The sequence below is a fragment of the Breoghania sp. genome, assembly GCF_030066895.1.
GTDB lineage: Bacteria > Pseudomonadota > Alphaproteobacteria > Rhizobiales > Stappiaceae > Breoghania.
Genome location: NZ_JASJAV010000003.1, coordinates 195548 through 215503, shown reverse-complemented (window position 1 = coordinate 215503; position 19956 = coordinate 195548). Strand labels below are relative to the sequence as shown.

Annotated in this window: 19 protein-coding genes and 3 pseudogenes; 10 read left to right on the top strand and 12 right to left on the bottom strand. The window is 62.1% G+C overall.

Translation table 11 applies throughout. The features are described 5' to 3' along the window. Nucleotides 1–60 precede the first annotated feature (60 nt). The 4 genes from QNJ43_RS06360 to QNJ43_RS06345 all read left to right on the top strand — a co-directional run bounded on the left by QNJ43_RS06360 (nucleotide 61) and on the right by QNJ43_RS06345 (nucleotide 2640). Entirely contained in the window at nucleotides 61–585 is a 525-nt protein-coding gene (locus tag QNJ43_RS06360) for a prolyl-tRNA synthetase associated domain-containing protein (RefSeq protein WP_300468318.1), read from the top strand. 117 nt (nucleotides 586–702) lie between these two features. Then, on the top strand, nucleotides 703–1617 hold the full coding sequence (locus QNJ43_RS06355) for a co-chaperone YbbN (protein ID WP_346432885.1): 915 nt from the start codon (nucleotides 703–705) through the stop codon (nucleotides 1615–1617). A gap of 68 nt (nucleotides 1618–1685) precedes the next feature. Continuing rightward, the gene (locus QNJ43_RS06350) at nucleotides 1686–2360 is read left to right on the top strand and encodes an LON peptidase substrate-binding domain-containing protein (protein ID WP_300468316.1); all 675 of its coding nucleotides are present in this window, start codon (nucleotides 1686–1688) and stop codon (nucleotides 2358–2360) included. Nucleotides 2361–2448: 88 nt separating this feature from the next. Continuing rightward, a complete protein-coding gene (locus QNJ43_RS06345; protein ID WP_300468314.1) occupies nucleotides 2449–2640 on the top strand; it encodes a Trm112 family protein in 192 nt (63 codons plus the stop codon). Nucleotides 2641–2724: 84 nt separating this feature from the next. On the opposite strand, the gene QNJ43_RS06340 is transcribed toward QNJ43_RS06345, so the two are convergent. The 5 genes from QNJ43_RS06340 to QNJ43_RS06320 form a co-directional block, all read right to left on the bottom strand. Continuing rightward, a complete protein-coding gene (locus QNJ43_RS06340) occupies nucleotides 2725–3606 on the bottom strand; it encodes a 3-hydroxybutyryl-CoA dehydrogenase (protein WP_300468312.1) in 882 nt (293 codons plus the stop codon). Nucleotides 3607–3804: 198 nt separating this feature from the next. Further along, complete coding sequence (locus QNJ43_RS06335) at nucleotides 3805–4740, bottom strand: electron transfer flavoprotein subunit alpha/FixB family protein (protein WP_300468310.1); 936 nt, start codon at nucleotides 4738–4740, stop codon at nucleotides 3805–3807. A 22-nt stretch (nucleotides 4741–4762) separates the two neighbouring features. Further along, nucleotides 4763–5512, bottom strand: coding sequence for an electron transfer flavoprotein subunit beta/FixA family protein (locus QNJ43_RS06330; protein WP_300468308.1), 750 nt, complete (start codon nucleotides 5510–5512; stop codon nucleotides 4763–4765). Between the two features lie 341 nt (nucleotides 5513–5853). Beyond that, nucleotides 5854–6669, bottom strand: a complete 816-nt coding sequence (gene znuB, locus QNJ43_RS06325; RefSeq protein ID WP_300468306.1) for a zinc ABC transporter permease subunit ZnuB — start codon at nucleotides 6667–6669, stop codon at nucleotides 5854–5856. After that, nucleotides 6662–7528: a metal ABC transporter ATP-binding protein gene (locus QNJ43_RS06320; RefSeq protein WP_300468304.1), complete on the bottom strand. Its 867-nt coding sequence runs from the start codon at nucleotides 7526–7528 to the stop codon at nucleotides 6662–6664. Before QNJ43_RS06320 ends, znuB begins: the two co-directional genes overlap by 8 nt. A gap of 247 nt (nucleotides 7529–7775) precedes the next feature. Here QNJ43_RS06320 and QNJ43_RS06315 point away from each other — a divergent pair, with 247 nt between their 5' ends. Both QNJ43_RS06315 and QNJ43_RS06310 read left to right on the top strand, forming a co-directional pair. Continuing rightward, nucleotides 7776–8840, top strand: coding sequence for a zinc ABC transporter substrate-binding protein (locus tag QNJ43_RS06315; RefSeq protein ID WP_300468302.1), 1065 nt, complete (start codon nucleotides 7776–7778; stop codon nucleotides 8838–8840). Nucleotides 8841–9084: 244 nt separating this feature from the next. Further along, nucleotides 9085–10146 (top strand): annotated as a pseudogene (locus tag QNJ43_RS06310) (GTP-binding protein). Between the two features lie 111 nt (nucleotides 10147–10257). Here the strand turns inward: QNJ43_RS06310 and QNJ43_RS06305 are convergent. The 5 genes and pseudogenes from QNJ43_RS06305 to QNJ43_RS06285 all read right to left on the bottom strand — a co-directional run bounded on the left by QNJ43_RS06305 (nucleotide 10258) and on the right by QNJ43_RS06285 (nucleotide 14041). Next, nucleotides 10258–10665, bottom strand: a complete 408-nt coding sequence (locus tag QNJ43_RS06305) for a GNAT family N-acetyltransferase (protein WP_300468300.1) — start codon at nucleotides 10663–10665, stop codon at nucleotides 10258–10260. Further along, nucleotides 10628–11230: a hypothetical protein gene (locus QNJ43_RS06300; RefSeq protein ID WP_300468298.1), complete on the bottom strand. Its 603-nt coding sequence runs from the start codon at nucleotides 11228–11230 to the stop codon at nucleotides 10628–10630. The genes QNJ43_RS06305 and QNJ43_RS06300 overlap by 38 nt, the downstream gene beginning before the upstream one ends. A 142-nt stretch (nucleotides 11231–11372) precedes the next feature. Beyond that, complete coding sequence (locus QNJ43_RS06295; protein WP_300468296.1) at nucleotides 11373–11660, bottom strand: polysaccharide biosynthesis C-terminal domain-containing protein; 288 nt, start codon at nucleotides 11658–11660, stop codon at nucleotides 11373–11375. Next, nucleotides 11660–12718 carry a lipopolysaccharide biosynthesis protein gene (locus QNJ43_RS06290; RefSeq protein ID WP_300468294.1) on the bottom strand — a complete coding sequence of 353 codons (1059 nt, stop codon included), beginning with the start codon at nucleotides 12716–12718 and terminating at the stop codon, nucleotides 11660–11662. Before QNJ43_RS06290 ends, QNJ43_RS06295 begins: the two co-directional genes overlap by 1 nt. Nucleotides 12719–13105: 387 nt before the next feature. Then, nucleotides 13106–14041, bottom strand: a pseudogene (locus QNJ43_RS06285) (DUF2125 domain-containing protein). Between the two features lie 266 nt (nucleotides 14042–14307). Here QNJ43_RS06285 and QNJ43_RS06280 point away from each other — a divergent pair. Continuing rightward, complete coding sequence (locus QNJ43_RS06280; RefSeq protein ID WP_300468292.1) at nucleotides 14308–14835, top strand: gamma-glutamylcyclotransferase; 528 nt, start codon at nucleotides 14308–14310, stop codon at nucleotides 14833–14835. A 4-nt stretch (nucleotides 14836–14839) separates the two neighbouring features. Here the strand turns inward: QNJ43_RS06280 and QNJ43_RS06275 are convergent, their stop codons facing one another. Beyond that, nucleotides 14840–15832: an NAD(P)H-dependent glycerol-3-phosphate dehydrogenase gene (locus QNJ43_RS06275; protein WP_300468290.1), complete on the bottom strand. Its 993-nt coding sequence runs from the start codon at nucleotides 15830–15832 to the stop codon at nucleotides 14840–14842. Beyond that, nucleotides 15829–16959, bottom strand: coding sequence for a tRNA (adenosine(37)-N6)-threonylcarbamoyltransferase complex transferase subunit TsaD (tsaD, locus tag QNJ43_RS06270; RefSeq protein ID WP_300468288.1), 1131 nt, complete (start codon nucleotides 16957–16959; stop codon nucleotides 15829–15831). Before tsaD ends, QNJ43_RS06275 begins: the two co-directional genes overlap by 4 nt. Nucleotides 16960–17078: 119 nt before the next feature. On the opposite strand from tsaD, the gene hemC reads away from it, so the two are divergent. The 3 genes and pseudogenes from hemC (at nucleotide 17079) to leuB (ending at nucleotide 19947) form a co-directional block, all read left to right on the top strand. After that, the gene (hemC, locus tag QNJ43_RS06265) at nucleotides 17079–18002 is read left to right on the top strand and encodes a hydroxymethylbilane synthase (protein WP_300468286.1); all 924 of its coding nucleotides are present in this window, start codon (nucleotides 17079–17081) and stop codon (nucleotides 18000–18002) included. A 37-nt stretch (nucleotides 18003–18039) separates the two neighbouring features. Then, nucleotides 18040–18744 carry a uroporphyrinogen-III synthase gene (locus tag QNJ43_RS06260; RefSeq protein WP_300468284.1) on the top strand — a complete coding sequence of 235 codons (705 nt, stop codon included), beginning with the start codon at nucleotides 18040–18042 and terminating at the stop codon, nucleotides 18742–18744. 111 nt (nucleotides 18745–18855) lie between these two features. After that, nucleotides 18856–19947 (top strand): annotated as a pseudogene (gene leuB, locus QNJ43_RS06255) (3-isopropylmalate dehydrogenase). Nucleotides 19948–19956 lie beyond the last annotated feature (9 nt).

Here is a 19956-nt window from a genome sequence, read left to right as displayed (position 1 = left end):
GTAGAAGCAATCGCGCGCCTCCTCCCGGTGACGCGAGGAACGACCTGAGGAGCGCCCCGAATGCCCGCGACCCGCGAAGACCTGATGGCCCGTCTCGACGAACTCGGCATCGAGACCCGGACCATTGACCACGAGCGCGTCTTCACCGTCGCCGAAAGCTCGAAGATCGATCGCGACATCGAGGGCGGGCATTCCAAGAACCTTTTTCTCAAGGACAAGAAGGGACGGCTTTTCCTCGTCGTGGCCTTGAGTGATGCGACCATCGACCTGCAGCATGTTCACAAGGTGATTGGAGCGCAGGGGCGGGTTTCCTTCGGCAATGCCGATCTTCTGGAGGAAGTTCTGGGCGTGATGCCCGACTCGGTCACCCCGTTTGCGCTGATGAATGACACGGAGCACCGGGTCACGCCCGTATTCGATGCGCAGATGATGACGCACGAGCTGCTCAACTACCATCCGCTTTCCAATGACGCGACGACCACGATCGCCCGAGACGATCTGATTGCCTTCGCGCGCGCCTGCGTCCATGAACTGCAAATCCTTGCCTTCAGCGAAGAAGCAAAGATGACGGTGGAACGTTTGTAATTCGCGCCACCTTGCCCCATTTTAGGGCAAAGATCTGAAGGCGGAGCCGAGGCGAAAGCAACCTGTTCCGTTCCCAGACACGAGGCTGGACGGCGACAACCCAGAGACTTGAACAACATGAGCGAACCGACCTTCACGTTCGGCAACACGGCGGGGACAGCCATGCCGGACCAGGCAGCCACCGGCGGGAGCGACGTGATCAAGGACACGACGACAGCCACTTTCATGGCCGACGTCATCGAGGCTTCGCAGCAGGTTCCGGTTCTGGTCGATTTCTGGGCCCCGTGGTGCGGCCCCTGCAAGCAGCTCACGCCGACCTTGGAAAAGGTCGTGATGAATGCCCGCGGTGCGGTGCGGCTCGTGAAGCTGAACATCGATGAAAATCCGGAAATTCCGGTCCAGATGGGCATTCAGTCCGTGCCCACCATCGTCCCCTTTTCCGGCGCGGTGCCGGAGAGCCAGATCCAGAAATTCATCGAGAAGCTGGCCGGCCCGGTCGATCCCTCCGAGACGGAAATGATGCTGGAACAGGCCGAGGCCATGTTCCAGTCCGGTGACATTTCGAGTGCTGCGCAGTTCTATGCCGGCGTTCTCGGCCAGGAGCCGACCAACGCCGCCGCCATTGCCGGTATCGCCCAATGCCAGATCAAGGCGGGCGACCATGAGCGTGCCCGTCAGGCGCTGGAAACGGTGCCGCCGGAAAAGGCCAACGACCCGGCAGTCGTGGCCGCCAAGGCGGCTCTCGATCTTGCCACCCAGGCGGAAGCAGCCGGCGATCTGGCGGACCTTCAGGCGGCCGTTGAGGCCGATCCGAACAATCATCAGGCCCGTTTTAATCTCGCCGTGGCGCTCGGCGCCCACGACAAGAAGACCGAAGCGGTCGACGCGCTGATCGAGATCGTAACGCGCGAGCGCGGATGGAATGACGAGGCGGTCCGCAAGCAGCTTCTGCAGTTCTTCGAAGCTTGGGGCTTCAAGGACCCCGCCTCGGCCTACGGACGCCGCAAGTTTTCCGCGGTGCTCTTTTCCTGAGGACGTGGAACGAAGGCCCCGGAAAGGGGAATATTGGGACGGGTGAGACAAGGACGGATCGGCACACCATGTATGCAGGCAACAAGCGATACGACAAGCTCGCCGATCTGCCCCAGGTCATACCGGTATTTCCGTTGCCTGGGGCGCTCCTGCTGCCGCGCGGAGAATTGCCGCTGCGGATCTTCGAGCCGCGCTATCTCTCCATGGTCGACTGGGCACTGGCGGGAGACCGGCTGATCGGCATGATCCAGCCCGTGTTCTCGACGACGCCCGAAGAGCTTTCCGGCAAGCCGGAACTGTGCAAGGTGGGCTGCGTCGGACGGATCACCGCTCTGGTTGAATCGGGCTACGGCCGCTATCACCTGACCCTGACGGGTGTTGCCCGTTTCAAGCTCGTCGAGGAAATCGACCGGCGCAGCGCCTATCGTCAGGCGCGTGTCTGCTTCACCGAATACGCCGAAGATCTGGGCGAAGCCGATGAAGAGATGGTGGATCGTGCGACCTTGCTGACGACGCTCAAGGCGTATCTCGAAGCCAACAATCTGGAGACCGACTGGGACAGCATCCGCAAGGCGTCGACCGAGATCCTCGTCAACGCCCTGTCGATGATGAGCCCCTACGGCCCGGCGGAAAAGCAGGCCCTGCTGGAAGCTCCGGACCTAAAATCGCGCGCCGAAACGCTGATCGCGATTACGGAAATGGAACTGGCGCGCCGCGGCGATCCGGGCTCGACGCTGCAATAGACGAATATCGACGGATCCGGCCACGGATCCGATGATCGGGCGGGAGGCGTTGTTGCCGCCTGCCGAACATTCAGAAAGGGGACGATGCATGACAGACGTGCCGGTGAACATCATCGACCGTAAACTTTTGGAAATCCTGGTTTGTCCGGTGACCAAGACGACGCTGGAATACGACAAGGAGAAGATGGAGCTGATCTCGCGCGCCGCCCGCCTTGCCTACCCGATCCGCGATGGCATTCCGATCATGCTGCCTGACGAGGCCCGCCCCCTGGAGGACTGACGGGGCAGCGGCGCCTCTTCAAGCCAGAACCAAAACGAAAAAGCCCGGCTCAAGACCGGGCTTTTGTTTGAAAAGAGATGCGGATCAGCGTGTCGGCACCGGCGTTTCGCCGCGATAGTCATAAAAGCCGCGCTGAGCCTTCCGGCCGAGCCAGCCCGCCTCCACATATTTAACCAGAAGCGGACAGGGGCGATATTTGCTGTCGGCGAGCCCCTCGTAGAGAACCTGCATGATCGAAAGGCAGGTATCCAGACCGATGAAATCGGCCAGCTGAAGCGGGCCCATCGGGTGATTGGCGCCAAGCCGCATGGCAGTATCGATCGCTTCCACCGAACCGACGCCCTCGTAGAGCGTGTAGATCGCCTCGTTGATCATCGGCAACAGGATGCGATTGACCATGAAAGCGGGAAAATCCTCCGCCACCGCGATCGTCTTGCCGACCCGGGCGACGAACTCCTTCGACGCCTCGAAGGTCTCGTCTTCCGTGGCAATACCGCGCACCAGCTCCACCAGCTCCATCCGCGGCACCGGATTCATGAAGTGAATCCCGATGAACCGTCCCGGCCGGTCGGTCGAAGCGGCAAGGCGGGTGATGGAAATCGAGGAGGTATTCGTTCCAAGAATCGCTTCGGGCTTCAGCGTCGGGCAGAGCTGGAAGAAGATCTTGCGCTTGACCTGCTCGTTTTCCGAAGCGGATTCGATGACGAGATCGTGCTCGGACAGATCGTCGAGATGCGGGGCGGGCTTGATCAGCTCCAGCGCCCGACGGCTTTCTTCCTCAGTGATCTTTCCCTTGGAAACCTGTCGGTTGAAGTTCACGTTGATGGTCGCGAACCCCTTCTCGATGCGCTCTTGGGAGACATCGTGCAGGCCGACTTCGTAACCGGCTAGAGCGCAGACATGCGCAATCCCGTTACCCATCTGACCGGCGCCGATAACGCCGACCCTCTTGATCTCGACAGCCATGGTCTATCCCGGTCTCTCCAGAGCGGCCGAAGCCACCCAAATTTCGTTTGCGGATACGATGATCGCCCGCAACGTTGTTGTGAGCTATTACTTACAGGCATGGTCGGAGAGAGCAAGCGTCTCACCGGCCAGTCTTTTCGAATTCATCTGCAAAGCCGCTCGAAACCCCGGATCGAAGAGCAAATCCGGGGACCGAAGTCAGCCCTTGCTGAGTTCCGCATCCAGCTGCGGCAGGACCTCGAAGAGATCGGCAACGAGGCCGTAGTCGGCAACCTGAAAGATCGGCGCCCCCTCGTCCTTGTTGATCGCCACGATCACCTTGGAGTCCTTCATGCCCGCCAGGTGCTGAATGGCACCGGAAATGCCGCAGGCAATGTAGAGATCCGGGGCGACCACCTTGCCGGTCTGCCCGACCTGCCAGTCGTTCGGCACATATCCGGCATCGACGGCGGCACGCGAGGCACCGACCGCGGCGCCGAGTTTGTCCGCCAGTGGCACGATCACCTCGTCGAACTTCTCCTTGGAGCCGAGCGCGCGGCCGCCGGAGATGATGACCTTGGCGCCCGTCAGCTCCGGACGATCGGACTTCGACAGCTCTTCGCCGACAAAGGAAGAGAGTGCGGGATCGGCAGGCACGGAAACCTCTTCGATCGCCGCGGATCCGCCCTCGCCCGTCGCCGCGAAGGAGGCGGTACGAACGGTCAGGATCTTCTTGGCGTCGCCCGACTTCACGGTCTGGATGGCATTGCCGGCATAGATCGGACGCTTGAACGTGTCGGCGGAATCCACCTCGATCACGTCGGAAAGCTGCATCACGTCCAGAAGGGCGGCAACGCGCGGCATGAAGTTCTTGCCCGAAGACGTCGCCGGGGCGACGATCGCGTCATAGCCGTCGGCCAGGGAGACGATCAGCGCCGACATCGGCTCGGCAAGCTGGTGCTCCAGCGCGTCGGCTTCCGCCACCAAAACCTTCGCGGCGCCGTCGAGCTTGGCAGCAACCTCCGCCGCCTTGCAGCCCTTGCCGGCGACCAGGATGTGAACGTTTCCACCGAGCGCCTTGGCGGCCGTCATCGCCTTGACGGTCTGATCGGACAGGTCGGCATTGCTATGTTCAGCCACAAGAAGCGTGGTCATTTTCCTACTCCTTCTGGATACCTTAAAGCACGCCGGCTTCGTTCTTGAGCTTGGAGACCAACTCTGCGACGTCGGCCACCTTGACGCCGGCCTGACGGGCGGCCGGTTCGCTGGTGGTGATGACGCTCAGGCGCGGGGTCAGGTCGACGCCGTAATCGGCCGCCGCCTTTTCGGCGATCGGCTTCTTCTTCGCCTTCATGATGTTCGGCAGAGAAGCGTAGCGCGGCTCGTTGAGGCGCAGGTCGGCCGTGACGATGGCCGGCATCTTGAGCTGGACGGTCTGCAAGCCGCCATCGATCTCGCGGGTCACATCGACGGTGCCCTCGCCGAACTTGAGCTCGGAGGCAAACGCACCCTGCGACCACCCCAGCAGAGCCGAAAGCATCTGCCCCGTCTGGTTGCAGTCGTCATCGATCGCCTGCTTGCCGAGGATGACCAGTTCCGATCCCTCTTCCTCGACGATGGCCTTCAGGATCTTGGCAACCGCCAGCGGTTCCACCGTGTCCTCGACCTTGACCAGGATTCCGCGGTCGCCGCCCATGGCGAGAGCGGTCCGGATCGTTTCCTGGGCCTGCTGCGGACCGACGGAGACAATGACGATTTCGTCTGCCTTGCCTGCTTCCTTCAGCCGGATCGCTTCTTCGACGGCAATCTCGTCGAACGGATTCATCAACATTTTGACATTGGCAAGATCGACGCCCGAACCATCGGACTTGACGCGAACCTTGACGTTGTAGTCGATCACCCGCTTAACGGGCACCAGCACTTTCATGGGTTGTTGACCTCCGAATTGCCCGCCACCGAAATGGCGCGGGGCACGCGCCGGAATTGTGCAACCGGCTGTCACTGGATTGGCCGGATTCGGCCGGAAATAACGGGGCTTCCGACCCGAGCGTAAGCTCGGCGAGGACGGTACTGGCACCTTCGAAAGGTGTCAATGTTTGCGCTGCAACAAACCGCAAAAAACGGATAAGGTCTTTTTCCAAACCTGGGAGGGGTATTGCCTTATCCTATCGCCCGTTGCGCTTGCAGGCCGTCGTCACCATTGCGCGCCGCACCACAGCGACGCTACGTCATGTCAAGAATAAGGCGGAGACATCGCGCCGCAGGCTATCAGGAACCGGCGTGCCGAACGTCCCGGCGCAGCTTTCCGAACGGCAGCAGGCTGAGAAGGAACAGGACGAGCGCAGCAACCACCACGGAAGGCCCGGACGGGGTATCAGCTTCCATCGACAAGCCCAGTCCACCGACCACGGCAAGCACGCCGATGAGGGCGGCGAAGACGGCCATGCTCTCCGGCGTCGAGGCAAAACGGCGCGCGGCGGCGGCCGGAATGACCAGCAACGACGTGATCAGCAGAATGCCGACGATCTTCATGGCGATGGCGACCACGGCGGCAACCAGCAGCATCAGGACGAACTTGTAGACCGCCACCGGCACGCCTTCCGCACGCGCCAGGTTCTCGTTCACCGTCGCCGCGAGCAACGGCCGCCAGATACAGGCAAGCACCGCCAGAACCAGCGCTCCGCCGCCCCAGATCACGGCCAGATCGAAACGGCCGACGGCCAGAATGTCTCCGAACAGATAGCCCATCAGATCGATCCGCAGCCACGCCATGAAGGCGACGGTCACCAGACCGATGGACAACGCGGAATGAGACAGGATGCCGAGAAGCGTATCTGCGGGAATGGCGCGCTGGCGCTGAAGAGCCAGCAGGATGAGTGCGATTGCGAGCGAGACGGCAAGAACGGTAAAGGTCGCATCGACATCGAGCAAGAAGGAGAGCGCGATGCCGAGCAGCCCGGCATGCGCCATCGTGTCGCCGAAATAGGCCATGCGCCGCCAGACGATGAAACAGCCGAGCGGCCCCGCGACCAGGGCGACTCCGATCCCGGCGAGAAAGGCGCGCACGAGAAAATCGTCAAACATCGGAAAGCGCCTTTTCGTCATTCGCGGAAGCCCGCTCGCCCGCGTGCTCATGGTAGTGATTATGCCCGCAGGCATGATCGCCGGGGCAGGATCCATCGAGCGCATGGGTGTGATCGTGATGATGGTGATAGACGGACACGGCCTCGACCGCGCGCGGGCCGAACAGACGCTGGTATTCCGGACTGGAGGCAACCGCCTGCGGAACCCCTGAACAGCAGACATGCCGGTTGAGGCAAACCACGCGGTTGGCTTCGCGCATGACCACGTGCAGATCGTGGGAAACCAGCAGAATGCCGCAGCCGCGTGCGCGGCGAATGCCCGAAATCATTTCGTAGAGCACGATTTCGCCGGTGAAATCGACCCCCTGTACGGGCTCATCGAGAACGAGAAGATCGGGTTCGCGCAACAGAGCGCGGGCAATCAGCACGCGCTGCATTTCGCCGCCCGAGAGGAACTGGACTGCTGAGCCCGCAAGTTGCGCCACGCCCGTCTCCTCCAGCGCGGCAAGCACCTTCGCCCGCGATGCGCGCACCGTCAGCGTCATCAGGCGCGAAACGGTGAGCGGCATGGTCCAGTCGAGATGGAATTTCTGCGGCACATAACCGATCCGCGTGCCCGGAGCATGGTCGATCGAGCCCGCATCATGCGTCTCAAGACCAAGCACCGCCTTCACCAGCGTCGTCTTGCCGCCGCCATTGGGGCCGATCAGCGTGACGATTTCGCCCTGCGAAACGGACAGGTCGACATGCTCGATCAGCCAGCGCCCGGACCGGTACACGCCAAGGTCGTGCGTCGTGACAAGTTTGGCGCCGGGCGTCGGCATCGGAGAGGCCCCCATATGGGCGGTCTGAATTGTCATTCCCTGTTCTTCCGTCGAATCGACTTAACACGCAAGAGCAACGCATGACGGTTCCGCGGTCGTTTTCGATCACGTTCCGGTCATTTCCAAGGACACGCACCGGTTGAGGAGCGTCTCCGGACGGTCTTGGCAACACCTTTCACATGAAAGAAGTGCCCCATATGAGGTAAGATCTGGACGAATGCCCCTTGACGACAAAGCTCATTCATTGAATGTTACGTTATAACATAAAGTCGGAGTGACCAATATGAGTTTTCGCCCGATCGCGTGGGGCTCAGCCGTCGCCGGTCTGATCGGCCTGACGCTGTCCACGCTCAGCATTGTCCACGCGGAAGTACCGAAAGTCGTCACCTCGATCGAGCCGATTGACGCCCTCGTCGCCGGAGTCATGGGCGATTTGGGAACGGCGCAGCTGCTCGTTCAAGGCGGAGCCTCCCCGCACACCTATGCGTTGAAGCCCTCCGACGCCCGCGCGCTCAATGACGCCGACGTCGTCTTCCGGGTTGGCGAGAACCTAGAGACGTTCCTCAATCATCCGCTGGAAACCCTGTCGGAGAAGGCGACTGTCGTCGATCTCGGCGAGGTCGACGGCGTGAAGACCCTGAATTTTCGTGAAGGCGTACTGTGGGAAAAGCACCACCATGAAGACGCCGAACATGAGCATGAAGACGAACACGCTCATGCCGATGAAGCCCATGAACACGAATATGAGGTGGACCACGAGCATGAGCACGAAGCTGCTCATGAGCATGAACATGAGCATGAGCATGAGGCTCATCACCATGACCATCACGGCGTAGACCCTCATGTCTGGCTCGATCCGGCCAATGCGCGCGCCATGGTCGACGCCATCGCAGCGACGCTCGCCGCAGCCGACCCCGAACACCAGGACACCTACAAGGAAAACGCCGCGAAGCTGAACGGCCAGTTGGCAGCCCTTGAGGAAAAGGTCGCCGAGGAACTCGCTCCGGTAAAGGGCCGCAACTTCATCGTCTTCCACGACGGCTACCACTATTTCGAACATCGTTTCGGCGTTGAGGCGGTCGGTTCCATCGCGGTCAGCCCCGAGCACCAGCCCGGCGCAGCCCGGGTGCGTGAGATCCGCGATCACATCAAGGACTCGGGCGCGATCTGCGTTTTCGCAGAGCCGCAATTCAAGCCGCAGCTTGTGAACACCCTGATCGAAGGGACTTCGGCCCGTTCCGGCGTGCTCGATCCCCTGGGCGCGGACCTCAAGCCCGGCGCAGGTGCCTACACCCAGATGATGGAGAACCTTGCGAAGAACCTGCACGACTGTCTTGCGGGCTCATGATCGCGGGATGACCATCCGGACCTAGGTCCCGAATCCCCGGTGCATGGCTGGGGTCGGCGGGCGAGACGGCGATCTACCCGAGATACCGTCCCGCTCGTCGAATCCCTTATCTGGCGGGCATTTTCAAATGCTGAGAGTCTCTCCCCCTTCGCGAGAGTGCATCAAGACCCTATATTGCGGGCAACGCCGGTGGTTCCGGTCCGATTTCGGAGCCGCCGAATTTTTTCGTGCGGAAGAAAATTTCATGTCTGAAGCTTCTTCCGAAGAAGGCCAGATCTCAGTCACCGTGCTGACGGGTTATCTCGGCTCCGGCAAGACGACGCTCTTGAACCGCATCATCACCGAGAAGCACGGCAAGAAATACGCGTTGATCGTCAACGAATTCGGCGAGATCGGCATTGACAACGACCTCCTCGTGGAGTCGGACGAAAAAATCTTCGAAATGAACAACGGCTGCATCTGCTGCACCGTGCGCGGCGACCTGATCCGCACGCTAGAGAACCTGATGAAGCGCAAGGGTTCCTTCGACGGCATCCTCGTCGAGACCACCGGCGTCGCCGACCCGGTCCCCGTCGCCCAGACCTTCTTCATAGACTAGGACGTGCGCCAGGCGGCCAAACTCGATGCGGTGGTGGCCGTGGTGGACACCAAGCATCTGCCGCAACGCCTCGAGGATACCGAAGAAGCGAGCGATCAGATCGCCTTCTCCGACGTAATCCTGCTCAACAAGATCGACCTCGTCTCCGCCGAAGAGGTCCAGTCGGTGGAAGCCGCGATCCGCGCGATCAATCCCTATGCCGTCATTCACAAGACGGAGCGCTGCGCGATCGATCTTTCCAAGATTCTCGACCGCGGCTCTTTCGATCTCGACCGCGGCTCTTTCGATCTCGACCGCATTCTCCATCTCGAACCGCATTTCCTGGACGAAGACGACCCTGTCTGCGGGCCTGACTGCGATCACGATCATCATCACCATGACCACGATCACCATCATGAGCATGATGAGAACCCGCACGGCGTGAAGAGCATCGCCTTGCGCGCCGGCGAACTCGACCCGCAGAAATTCTTCCCCTGGATCCAGCAGACGACCTAGCTTCAGGGTCCGAACATCCTGCGGATGAAGGGCATTCTCGCCTTTGCCGGGGACGACGACCGCTACGTCGTGCAGGGCGTGCACATGATCATCGAAGGTGACCACCAGCGCCCCTGGAAAGAAGGCGAAAAGCGGGAAAGCTGCCTCGTCTTCATCGGCCGCAACCTGCCGATGGAAATGCTGGAAGCCCACTTCGCTGCCTGCGCGGCCTGAACGACCCAAGATGCGCGAGACCCGGGACGATAAAGCGTTCCCGGGCCTCCGTTTTCTTTTCGAACGCCATGCGACATCCGCCAGCCGGATATCGGTATCGCCTGACTATAATCAGTGCTTGCCCGGCAGGCTTGCGATGATCTTCTTGACGCTGCGCCGTGCGCCTTCCCGGGCCGCGATATCGACCCGCGCAGCCGCGAACCGGGCAAAGGCAACGCTGCCTCCTGCGATCATGAGCGTCCCGAAATCCGTCCGATCCGGCCACAGGTCCTCCACGTAGGACGGCACGCGACCGCCGAGCGAATCCACCTCCACCAGATCCTCGAACGAGAAATAGTTCTCCATCGCCGCAAGCGTCACCTGAATGCCGAGCGACGAGCGCGCATGGGTCTCGTCAAACGCCGTCTTCCAGGCGTAGGCGCGCGGCCCGTCGCGAAAGGACACCAGCGCGGCGACCGTCTGACCGTCCAGACGCAACCGGTCAAGCATGAGGCAACCGGAGGCCGCCAGCCCCTTCATCGCCTCGCGCGCAAACGCGGCATGATGCCGGATTGCCGGCAATGGCGGTGTTGTGCTCGCCCTTCCAGCCAGCCTGTTCCAGTTCGAGAAAGTCGTCGAAGGCCTGTGCGGCGTGGGCGCCTTTCAGGTGATCGCGCACCAGATGACCTTCACCTTTCAGCCGTCGATACCCCTTCGCGATGCGTCTCCGTCGCTGGCTGGAAACCTCCGACAGGAACCGCTCCATCGTGTCATGCGCCGACAGGACCGGACGCAGATAGGTCGAGGTTCGCCCCACCCTGAATCCTAGGGAAACCGCCGCGTCCTGAATGATCCCGGCAACGCTTCCATCCAGCCGCTGTTCCGGTAGGGCAAGCATTGGCCCCGTCTGCATGGTAACGAGACGGATGAACTTGACCGCGGCCTCATGCGCGCAATCGGGCACCAATAGTGGCGTACCGAGCGGTGCATAGGCGTGGGTCCAGACATGGGCCGCCGATATGGCCAGTCCGAGCGGTCGCCGTCCGAGCGGAGCAAGCGCGACCAGGACGCCGTCGCTGCGGTGGCAGACAGCGGCGATCGTCACCGCTTCCGGTTCCGCATAACGCAGATAAGGAAGCGGAAATCTCGTTTTCAACCTCCAGAGGCATCAGGAACAAGGGCTCGAATGGACTGACCGTAGCGGAGCGGCGAGGGAAGCGGATGCCCTCTCCCGCTGAGCCTGGTCCTTATCCATGCATTCTCCTCTTGTTCGTTCCTGACCCGGTCCAGATAAAGGAATTGATGTGAAACCGGGTCCGCGCCACCCAGAACAGGTTTACTGCCTCGAAGCACATGGAAAGACTGGTAGCAAATGCGGCTCCGATCAAGCCGTAGAAGGGGATGAGCGATAAATTCAAGGTGACATTGACGGCGAACGCGATCGCATAGGCGACCGCACACCGCTTCTGCTCTCCGGCCATCGTCAACAGGGCATCGACCGGCCCCACCGCGGCACGGGCCAGCACGCCCAGCATCAAAACCGCCAGAATGTCATGCCCGCCGACAAAGTCCTTGCCGAACAGACGCAGGATATAGCCGCCGAGAACAACAATACCGCCGCGCAGATCAGCGGGGGCCAGAAGGTCCACCTGACGGAGCGATGGACGAACGATGCCAGCCCCTCGTGATCGCCGCTGTAATGCAGCCGGGAATACCGGTGGGCCGACGCGGTCTTGACCGCGTAGTAGACGAAATGGACGAGCGCCAATGTCTTGGCGGCGGCGTAGTAGACGGCGACTTGGTCCGGCGGCGCGAAATAGCTGACCATCAATACGTCGGCACTGGTGAACAGCGTGAAGAAGCTCTCAACCAGAAAGATCGGCAGGGACAGGCGCAGCCAATCCCCCGCCGCCCAATCCTTCGAACCCGGGACGACCACCCGTTTCAGACGCCGATCCATCGAGAATTTCTGATAGAGCGCGGCCAGCGCGGTGGCACAGATCGCGGCCAGGCACGTTGTGGTCGCGGTGTGCGAAAAGCCGGCAAAGCTGGCGACAAGAACCCCGATGACGATCAGCAGCGGGCGCCAGATATAGGTCGGCAGCATCGCCAGATCGCCCCATTCCCCCGCGCGCACAATGTCTTCCTGCACATCGGTCAGCGTGAACATCGGCAGACAGAGGGCGGCGAGATAGGCAGTCACGATGTAATAGGCGGGGATGTGATCGGAGGCGAGCCAGATGACGCTCAGGGCGACGAGCATCAGAACGGTCGCCGAACCCACCGCGATAATACGGCTCGCACTCAAAAGCCTGCGCAAGAGACGGTGCCGGCCACGGACGAGATATTCCGGGATCAGCCGTTGAACGGACGAATTGAACCCTAGCGGAGCGATCACGCCCAGTACGATGACCAGCGTCCAGACCACGACGTAGATGCCGTATTTGTGGCTCCCCATCCAGCGGGCCAGAAACACTTGCAGAAAATAGGCAAATGCAGCCCCAAAAACCCGAACGCCGAAGGTGAACAGCACCATGCGCTGCGCCTTGCCGATATCGCCGTCACCGCGCAGGAGCGTGCGAATGCGCTGCAAGATGTTTTCCGCGCCCTTCTCGCGAGTCTCTTGTTCGTTTTCTTCGTGAGGATCGCAATCTTGAGAGGACTGCTCCGGATGCCCCGAACCTGACTGGCATCCATCTTCGCTGCGCGGAAACATCTTCATGAACCGTCCCTAATTACTGAAGCCTACGGGCTTGCTTCGTGGGCCGGAAGCCTGACGCAAGATGACGACCGTCTCCGGAATGTATGCAAGATGCGCGTTTGCCAACTCTGTCACATTTTGCACGGGAAATTTAATTTTCCGTCTCTGCCCTCGGCACCGCCTCCGCAACACAAGGCGGTTCAGCCATTCCTGTTGTACGGCCAAACCCGGCCTTCCGAGCGCAAGGCACCAGTCCTTCGCCTCGCCCCAATCGAGACTTCAGAAGAACGGCACCATCTGCGCGATCGGAACGAAGCCGATACGAATAGCCCCCTCGCGAAAGGTGAACTTGGCCGTAACCGCGGGCCGTCCGTTCAATGTCGTCTTTTGCCCGAACCCGGTCAATGCTCCCTGGAATGCCTGCGGAACGGCAGAGGCAGGCGGGTAGAACGGACGAACGAGCTCCGCGATCCGCTCCGGATCCGTTGCGGTTATCTGCAGGTCCCCGGCCAGATAGCCGTCACTCTCCAGGGTCAGCCCCCCTGTCGCGGAAAGTTTCGCTTCATCGCGGAAGAGAAAGGCATCCTGTACTTCGATCGGCATCCCAATCATCGCCGAGAGCTTCTCGCGCCCGGAAAGTCAGTCCGTTCCGTCGGGAAGGCGAAGAAGAAGCCCCGCACTGAAGGGATCGGCCTCGACCAGCGGCCCTTCGAGCGAGACGCGATCGAGGCGTAGCGCGACTTCGGCCGCCTCCGGCGCACGGCGGACATGCACTTCAACGCGCTCGCCCCCCGCCTTTTGCGTCCCGAAACCGCCCGCCATCGCCCCGTCGAACCCTTCCAGCGAAAGAAAGGCTGCCGATATGGCGGTTCCCTTAAAGATCATGCTCGCATGAGTAACATTCCACTGCCCCGTGAAAACGGCGGGTACCGGCGCCGCTCTGGCCGACAGCGGGCCGTCGGCGTCGACGATGATGTGACGCGGCTTGTAGATAAGCGCGACCGCCCGCACGCTTCCGCCGGAAACCTGGCTGTCATCAGCCAGCAGAATATCGATCTTGTCGCAACGCACTTCTATGCGGAAGGGAAATCCGCCGACCGTGCGCTTTGCACAGACGACCTGCGTCCCCTGTCGGGCATAGTCCTCAAGCGCGATGTCGAGCCGGCGCTCCACCTCCCCCGCCGCATAAAACCAGAAGGCCAACCAGCCGCCCACGACGACGAAAATGGCAAGAAGGATCAGAAGATAGCGACGGCGCGTCGGCGAAAATTCCCAGGTGAACGGGCCGTCACGGACGGCTTGTGTCGGCACCACCACCCTTGGCGTGCGGAAACGGCGGCATCATGACGGAGAGAGATAGAAAATCCGGTAGCCGAAGGAACGCCCCGTCCGGCGTTTCCCCTCATGAAAAACCCATGCCTTGCACCGTCCCCTCCCCGCTGCTAGAGCGGCAGGCCCACGATGCGAACGCAAGGTTAGGCATGGACGACGATCTCTGGGTATTCGGTTACGGCTCCCTGATGTGGCAACCGGGTTTCGCGCACACGCACGCCGTGCCCGCCCTGCTGCGCGGTTCGCACCGCTCGCTTTGCGTCTATTCTTGGGTACATCGCGGAACGCAGGAGAGACCGGGGCTGGTTCTCGGCCTCGACAGGGGCGGCGCATGCCGAGGACTTGCCTTTCGCGTCGAGCCGCATTTGCGCGACGAGGTGATTGCCTATCTGCGCGACCGCGAACAGGTGACCATGGTCTATCGCGAAGTCCTGCGCGACGTCGTGCTCGATGACGGCCGTCGGGTGAAGGCACTGAGCTACGTGGTCGAACGCGCTCACGAGCAATATGCCGGAGCCCTGTCGCACGAACGCCAGCTTGAAATCGTCAGCCGAGGGCACGGCCAGTCCGGCCCCAACCGCGACTATGTTCTGAATACGGCCGATCATCTGATCGATCTCGACATCCGCGACGGTGGCCTGCAATTGCTGGCCGACGCCTTGCGGCGCAACGAGTAGCGCCTCAGCTTTCCCGCTTCAGCGGTCGGCTCATCAGCATCTGCAACGCTTCATCGACGGAAAGCGTGTCCTCGAGGACGGCCGCGACCGCCTCGCAGATCGGCAGTTCCACACCGCGTCGCTTGCCGAGTTTCACCGCCACCGGCGCCGTATGAACGCCCTCGACGAGCTTCGTGCCCGGCCCGGTCAATTCCGCCACGCTGTGTCCGCGCCCGATTTCGATACCGAACGCCATGTTGCGCGACTGCGGAGAGGACGAGGTCAGAACAAGATCTCCGAGCCCGGAAAGTCCCGAAAGCGTCTCCGTGCGTACGCCCATGACCTTGGCGAGGCGGGAAAGCTCGGCAAATCCCCGTGCGATCAGTGCCGCCTGCGCGCTCGCGCCGAGGCCACGCCCGACAATCGCCCCGCAAGGGATCGCCAGCACGTTCTTCAAAGCCCCGCCGATCTGCACGCCGATCACGTCCGTGGAGAAATAAGGTCGGAAACTGTCGCTGGCGAGCGCACGGGCGAGATTGTCGGCCAGCGCCGCATCCTCGGACGCGATCGTGACGGCCGTGGGCAATCCCTGCGCGACATCGGAAGCGAAACTCGGCCCTGACAACACCGCGGCGGTTGCCTGCGGCAGAGCATCGTTGAGGACATCGGTCAGCAGAGCGCCGCTGCCATGCTCCAGCCCCTTGGCGCACAGGACGACCGGCGTATCGGCGGCCAGAAAGGGGCGCATCTGCAATGCCAGCTTGCGCGTGGTCTGGGCGGGCGTGACCAGAAGCACCGCATCCGCGCCCAGAACCTCTTCAAGACCGGTCGTTGCCGTGAGCGGCGGATCGAGGGTGATCCCCGGAAGCCGCGGCGACTGACCCGTCTTGTTGATCGCTGCAACCGCATCGCGATCACGGGCGTAAAGCATGACCGTTCGCCCGGCGCGCGCGGCGACAAGGGCCAGCGCCGTTCCCCAGGAGCCGCCGCCGACGACCCCGATCCTGTCGAACTTCATACTTTCGCCCCTTTACGGCCTTCGCCAAGCATCGGTTTGGCTTCCTGATCGAGCGGCCAACGCGGACGCGGGCTGACATTCAGCGGATCGACAAGCCCCAGGGCCAGTCGTTCAGTCCCCGCCCAAGCGATCATGGCCGCGTTATCGGTGCACAGATGCGGCGGTGGCGCAACGAGACGGGCTCCCGTGGCCTGGGCCGCTTCGTTCAATCCCTCACGGATCCGCGTGTTGGCGGCCACACCGCCCGCCATCACCAGCACGGGCTCGATTCCGGGGTAGGTCTGCGAAAACTGTTCCAATGCCCGACGTGCGCGGCTGGAAACCACGTCGGCCGCAGCTTCCTGAAACGAGGCGCACAGGTCCGACACGTCCTGATCGCTGACGGGCTCGCAACGCTCCGCGGCAACGCGAACAGCCGTTTTCAGCCCCGCAAACGACATGTCGAGCCCCGGCCGGTTGAGAAGCGGGCGCGGCAGATCGAATCGCGTCCCATCACCCGAGCGCGCGGCCTTCTCCACCGCGGGACCGCCGGGATAGGAGAGCCCCAGCAGTTTCGCCGTCTTGTCGAACGCTTCGCCCAGAGCATCGTCGATGGTGAAACCGAGGCGGACATAGTCGCCGACGCCGCGCGCCATGACGAACTGCGTGTGCCCGCCGGAGACCAGTAGCATGAGATAGGGGAACGGAACGCCGTCCGTCAGCCGGGCCGTCAGCGCATGGGCTTCCAGATGATTGACGGCAACGAGCGGCTTGTCGGCGGCAAGCGCGATGGCCTTGGCGGTCATCAAACCGACGATCACGCCGCCGATGAGGCCGGGACCGGCCGTCGCGGCGATGGCGTCGAGATCGGCGAAGGCGACATCCGCATCCTTCATGGCCAGACGCACGATACCGTCGAGCATGGCGATATGGGCGCGTGCAGCGATCTCCGGCACCACGCCGCCGTAGAGCGCATGATCGTCGATTTGCGAACGAACAACGTTGGACAGAATCTCGCCCCGCCCCTCGCCGGTTCGCCTGACGATTGCAGCGGCAGTCTCGTCGCAACTTGTTTCGATGCCCAAGACGAGGGCGGAAAAGAAATCTTTTCGTATTGCCGGCTTTTCTCCGGCGAGCGAATTGGACATGGCGCCATCGGGCCTTATCATTGCGGCACATTCACCGGTCACGCCGGCCCACCTTCACCGCTTCTCGTTTCGGTCCAGGCAGACCGGATGCAAGCGGCCCTAACCCGGGGTCAAGATCATTGCAATCGAAACCTGTCCGGATCGGTACGCGCGGCAGTGCGCTGGCGCTCGCCCAGGCCCATGAGACACGCGATCGTCTGATGAAGGCTCACGGCCTCCCCAAGGAGGCCTTCGAGATCGCAATTATTAAAACATCGGGTGACAAGATTCTCGACCGGCCGCTGGCCGAAGTCGGCGGCAAGGGCCTTTTTACCAAGGAAATCGAGGACGCGCTCTATTCCGGTGACATAGACCTCGCCGTGCATTCTTCCAAGGACATACCGACCGTGCTGCCGGAGGGGCTTGAGATCTCCGCCTTCCTGCCGCGCGAGGACGTTCGCGACGCCTTCATCTCGCCCAAGGCGAAGACGCTCGCAGATCTGCCCGCAGGCTCCGTCGTCGGCTCCGCCTCGCTCCGCCGTCAGGCCATCGTCAAACGCCTGCGGTCGGATCTCGAGGTCGTCACCTATCGCGGCAACGTCCAGCGCCGTCTGGAAAAGCTGGAAGAAGGCGTGGTCGATGCGACGTTGCTGGCCTATGCGGGGCTACGCCGCCTCGGCATGGCGGACGTCGCGACCTCGGTGCTCGACGAGGATTCCTTCCTGCCCGCCGTCGGCCAGGGCGCGATCTGCATCGAAAGCCGCATCGACGACGAACGCATCCGCACACTTCTGAATGCGATCCACGACGAAGAAACCGCAATCTGCCTTTCCGCCGAACGCGCCTTCCTGAAGGAACTCGACGGCTCATGCCGCACGCCCATCGCGGGGCTCGCGCGGGTGTCGGAGGACAAGGTTGTGCTGCGGGCCCTCATATTGAAGCCCGACGGCAGCGCCGCCCATGAAGAGATCCGCGAGGCAAGCAGCGCGGAAGCGGCCCGAATGGGCGCGGAACTCGGTTGCGCGTTGAAGGCGAAGGCCGGCCCCGGCTTCCTGACGCTCTGAGCACCTCCAGCAGAAACAGCAGAGGAGAGACCGCGACATGCACATTCTCCTGACCCGGCCGATCGATCAGGCCCGCGCCACCGCCGAGCGGTTGCGCGCGGCCGGGCACGACATGCTGTTTGCGCCGATGCTGAAGATCGAAGCGTTGGATCCTCCAACCTTTCCAACCGACGATATCGCCGCCATTGCCGCCACCAGCGCCCGCATTGCCGATGTGCTACCCGCACGGCCTGAATTTCCGGCCTTGCAATCACTCCCCGTCTTCGCCGTCGGAGCAAGAACGGCCGACGCTCTGCATAAGGCCGGGTTCGCATCCGTAAAGCCTGCCGCCGGAGACGCCGCCTCCCTCGGCAAGACCCTGGTCGATGCCCGTCCCCGGATTTCGGGACCGATCCTTTACCCGTGCGGACACGACCGGCGGAGCGATTTGGAAAGCCGTCTTGTGAAAGCGGGCTTCACGGTTCGACCCGTCGAACTCTATGCGGCAAAGAAGCAAAAGAACTTCCCCGATGAAATCGGCGACGCCCTCAAGGGACATCGGATCGACGCCGTCTTGATCTATTCGCGCCGCACGGCTGAAGCCTTCGTCAAGGCCCTGCAAACGGCAGGAATCAAGCCGCAAGGCCTTCGAATACTCGCAATCTCCAGCGCTGCCGCAGAGCCGCTCGCAGCCGTCGAGTGTCCCGTTTTCGTGGCCGAAACGCCGGACGAAACCGGACTGATGGCGCTCCTTCGCGCATAATCGCTCAAGCGATGTACCGTACTGCTAAGCACGCGCCCAGCCTTGCCAACCGCCTCGCCAGCCTTTAGCAAAATCGCAGATAGTCTCAACGAACAGGGCGCGGAAACTCCCATAGCAACGCATAATCTCCTACTTCTTCCCGGTGACGGCATCGGCACCGAAATCATGGCCGGGGTGAAGAAGATCATCGGCTGGTTCAACGCACGCGGCGGCTCGACCTTCGAAACCGACGAAGGCCTCGTCGGCGGCGCGGCGTATGATGCCTGCGGCAAGGCGATCTCCGAAGAGGACATGGCCAAGGCTCTGGCCGCCGACGCGGTCATCTTCGGCGCAGTCGGCGATCCCAAGTGGGATGGCCTTCCCTACGATTGCCGTCCTGAGGCCGGACTTCTGCGTTCTGGAGCTTTTCGCAAATCTGCGCCCCACCATCTGCTACCCGGCACTGGCCGCATCCTCCTCGCTGAAGCCGGACGTGGTTGAGGGCCTCGACATCCTGATCGTGCGCGAGCTGACCGGCGGCGTCTATTTCGGCGAGCCGAAGGAGATCACCGATCTTGGCAACGGCCAGAAGCGCGCCGTCGACACCCAGGTCTACGACACGTTCGAAATCGAACGCATCGCCTTCGATCTTGCGCGCAACCGCAAGAACAAGGTCTGCTCGATGGAAAAGCGCAACGTGATGAAGTCGGGCTTTCTTTGGAACGAGGTCGTCACCGCGGTTCACGATGCCGAGTTCAAGGACGTGGAGCTTTCCCACATGCTGGCGGATGCCGGCGGCATGCAGCTCGTGCGTCAGCCGAAGCAGTTCGATGTTATCGTCACCGACAACCTGTTCGGCGACCTTCTCTCCGACATCGCGGCCATGCTGACCGGTTCGCTCGGCATGCTGCTCTCCGCCTCGTTGGGCGCGCCCGATGCCAAGACCGGCATGCGCAAGGCCATGTACGAGCCGCGGTGCGCGGCTCCGCCCCCGATATCGCAGGCACGGGTGCCGCCAACCCGATCGCCATGATCTCTTCTTTCGCCATGGCGCTGCTTTATTCTTTCGGCCTCGTCGAAGAAGCGGGAATGGTGGAAAAGGCGATTTCGGCCGCCCTCGACAAGGACCTGCGCACCGGGGACCTGATGTCGGAAGGCATGACCAAGGTCGGCACGGTCGAAATGGGTGACGCGATCCTCGCCGAGATGAACGCACTCGCCTGATCAACACCG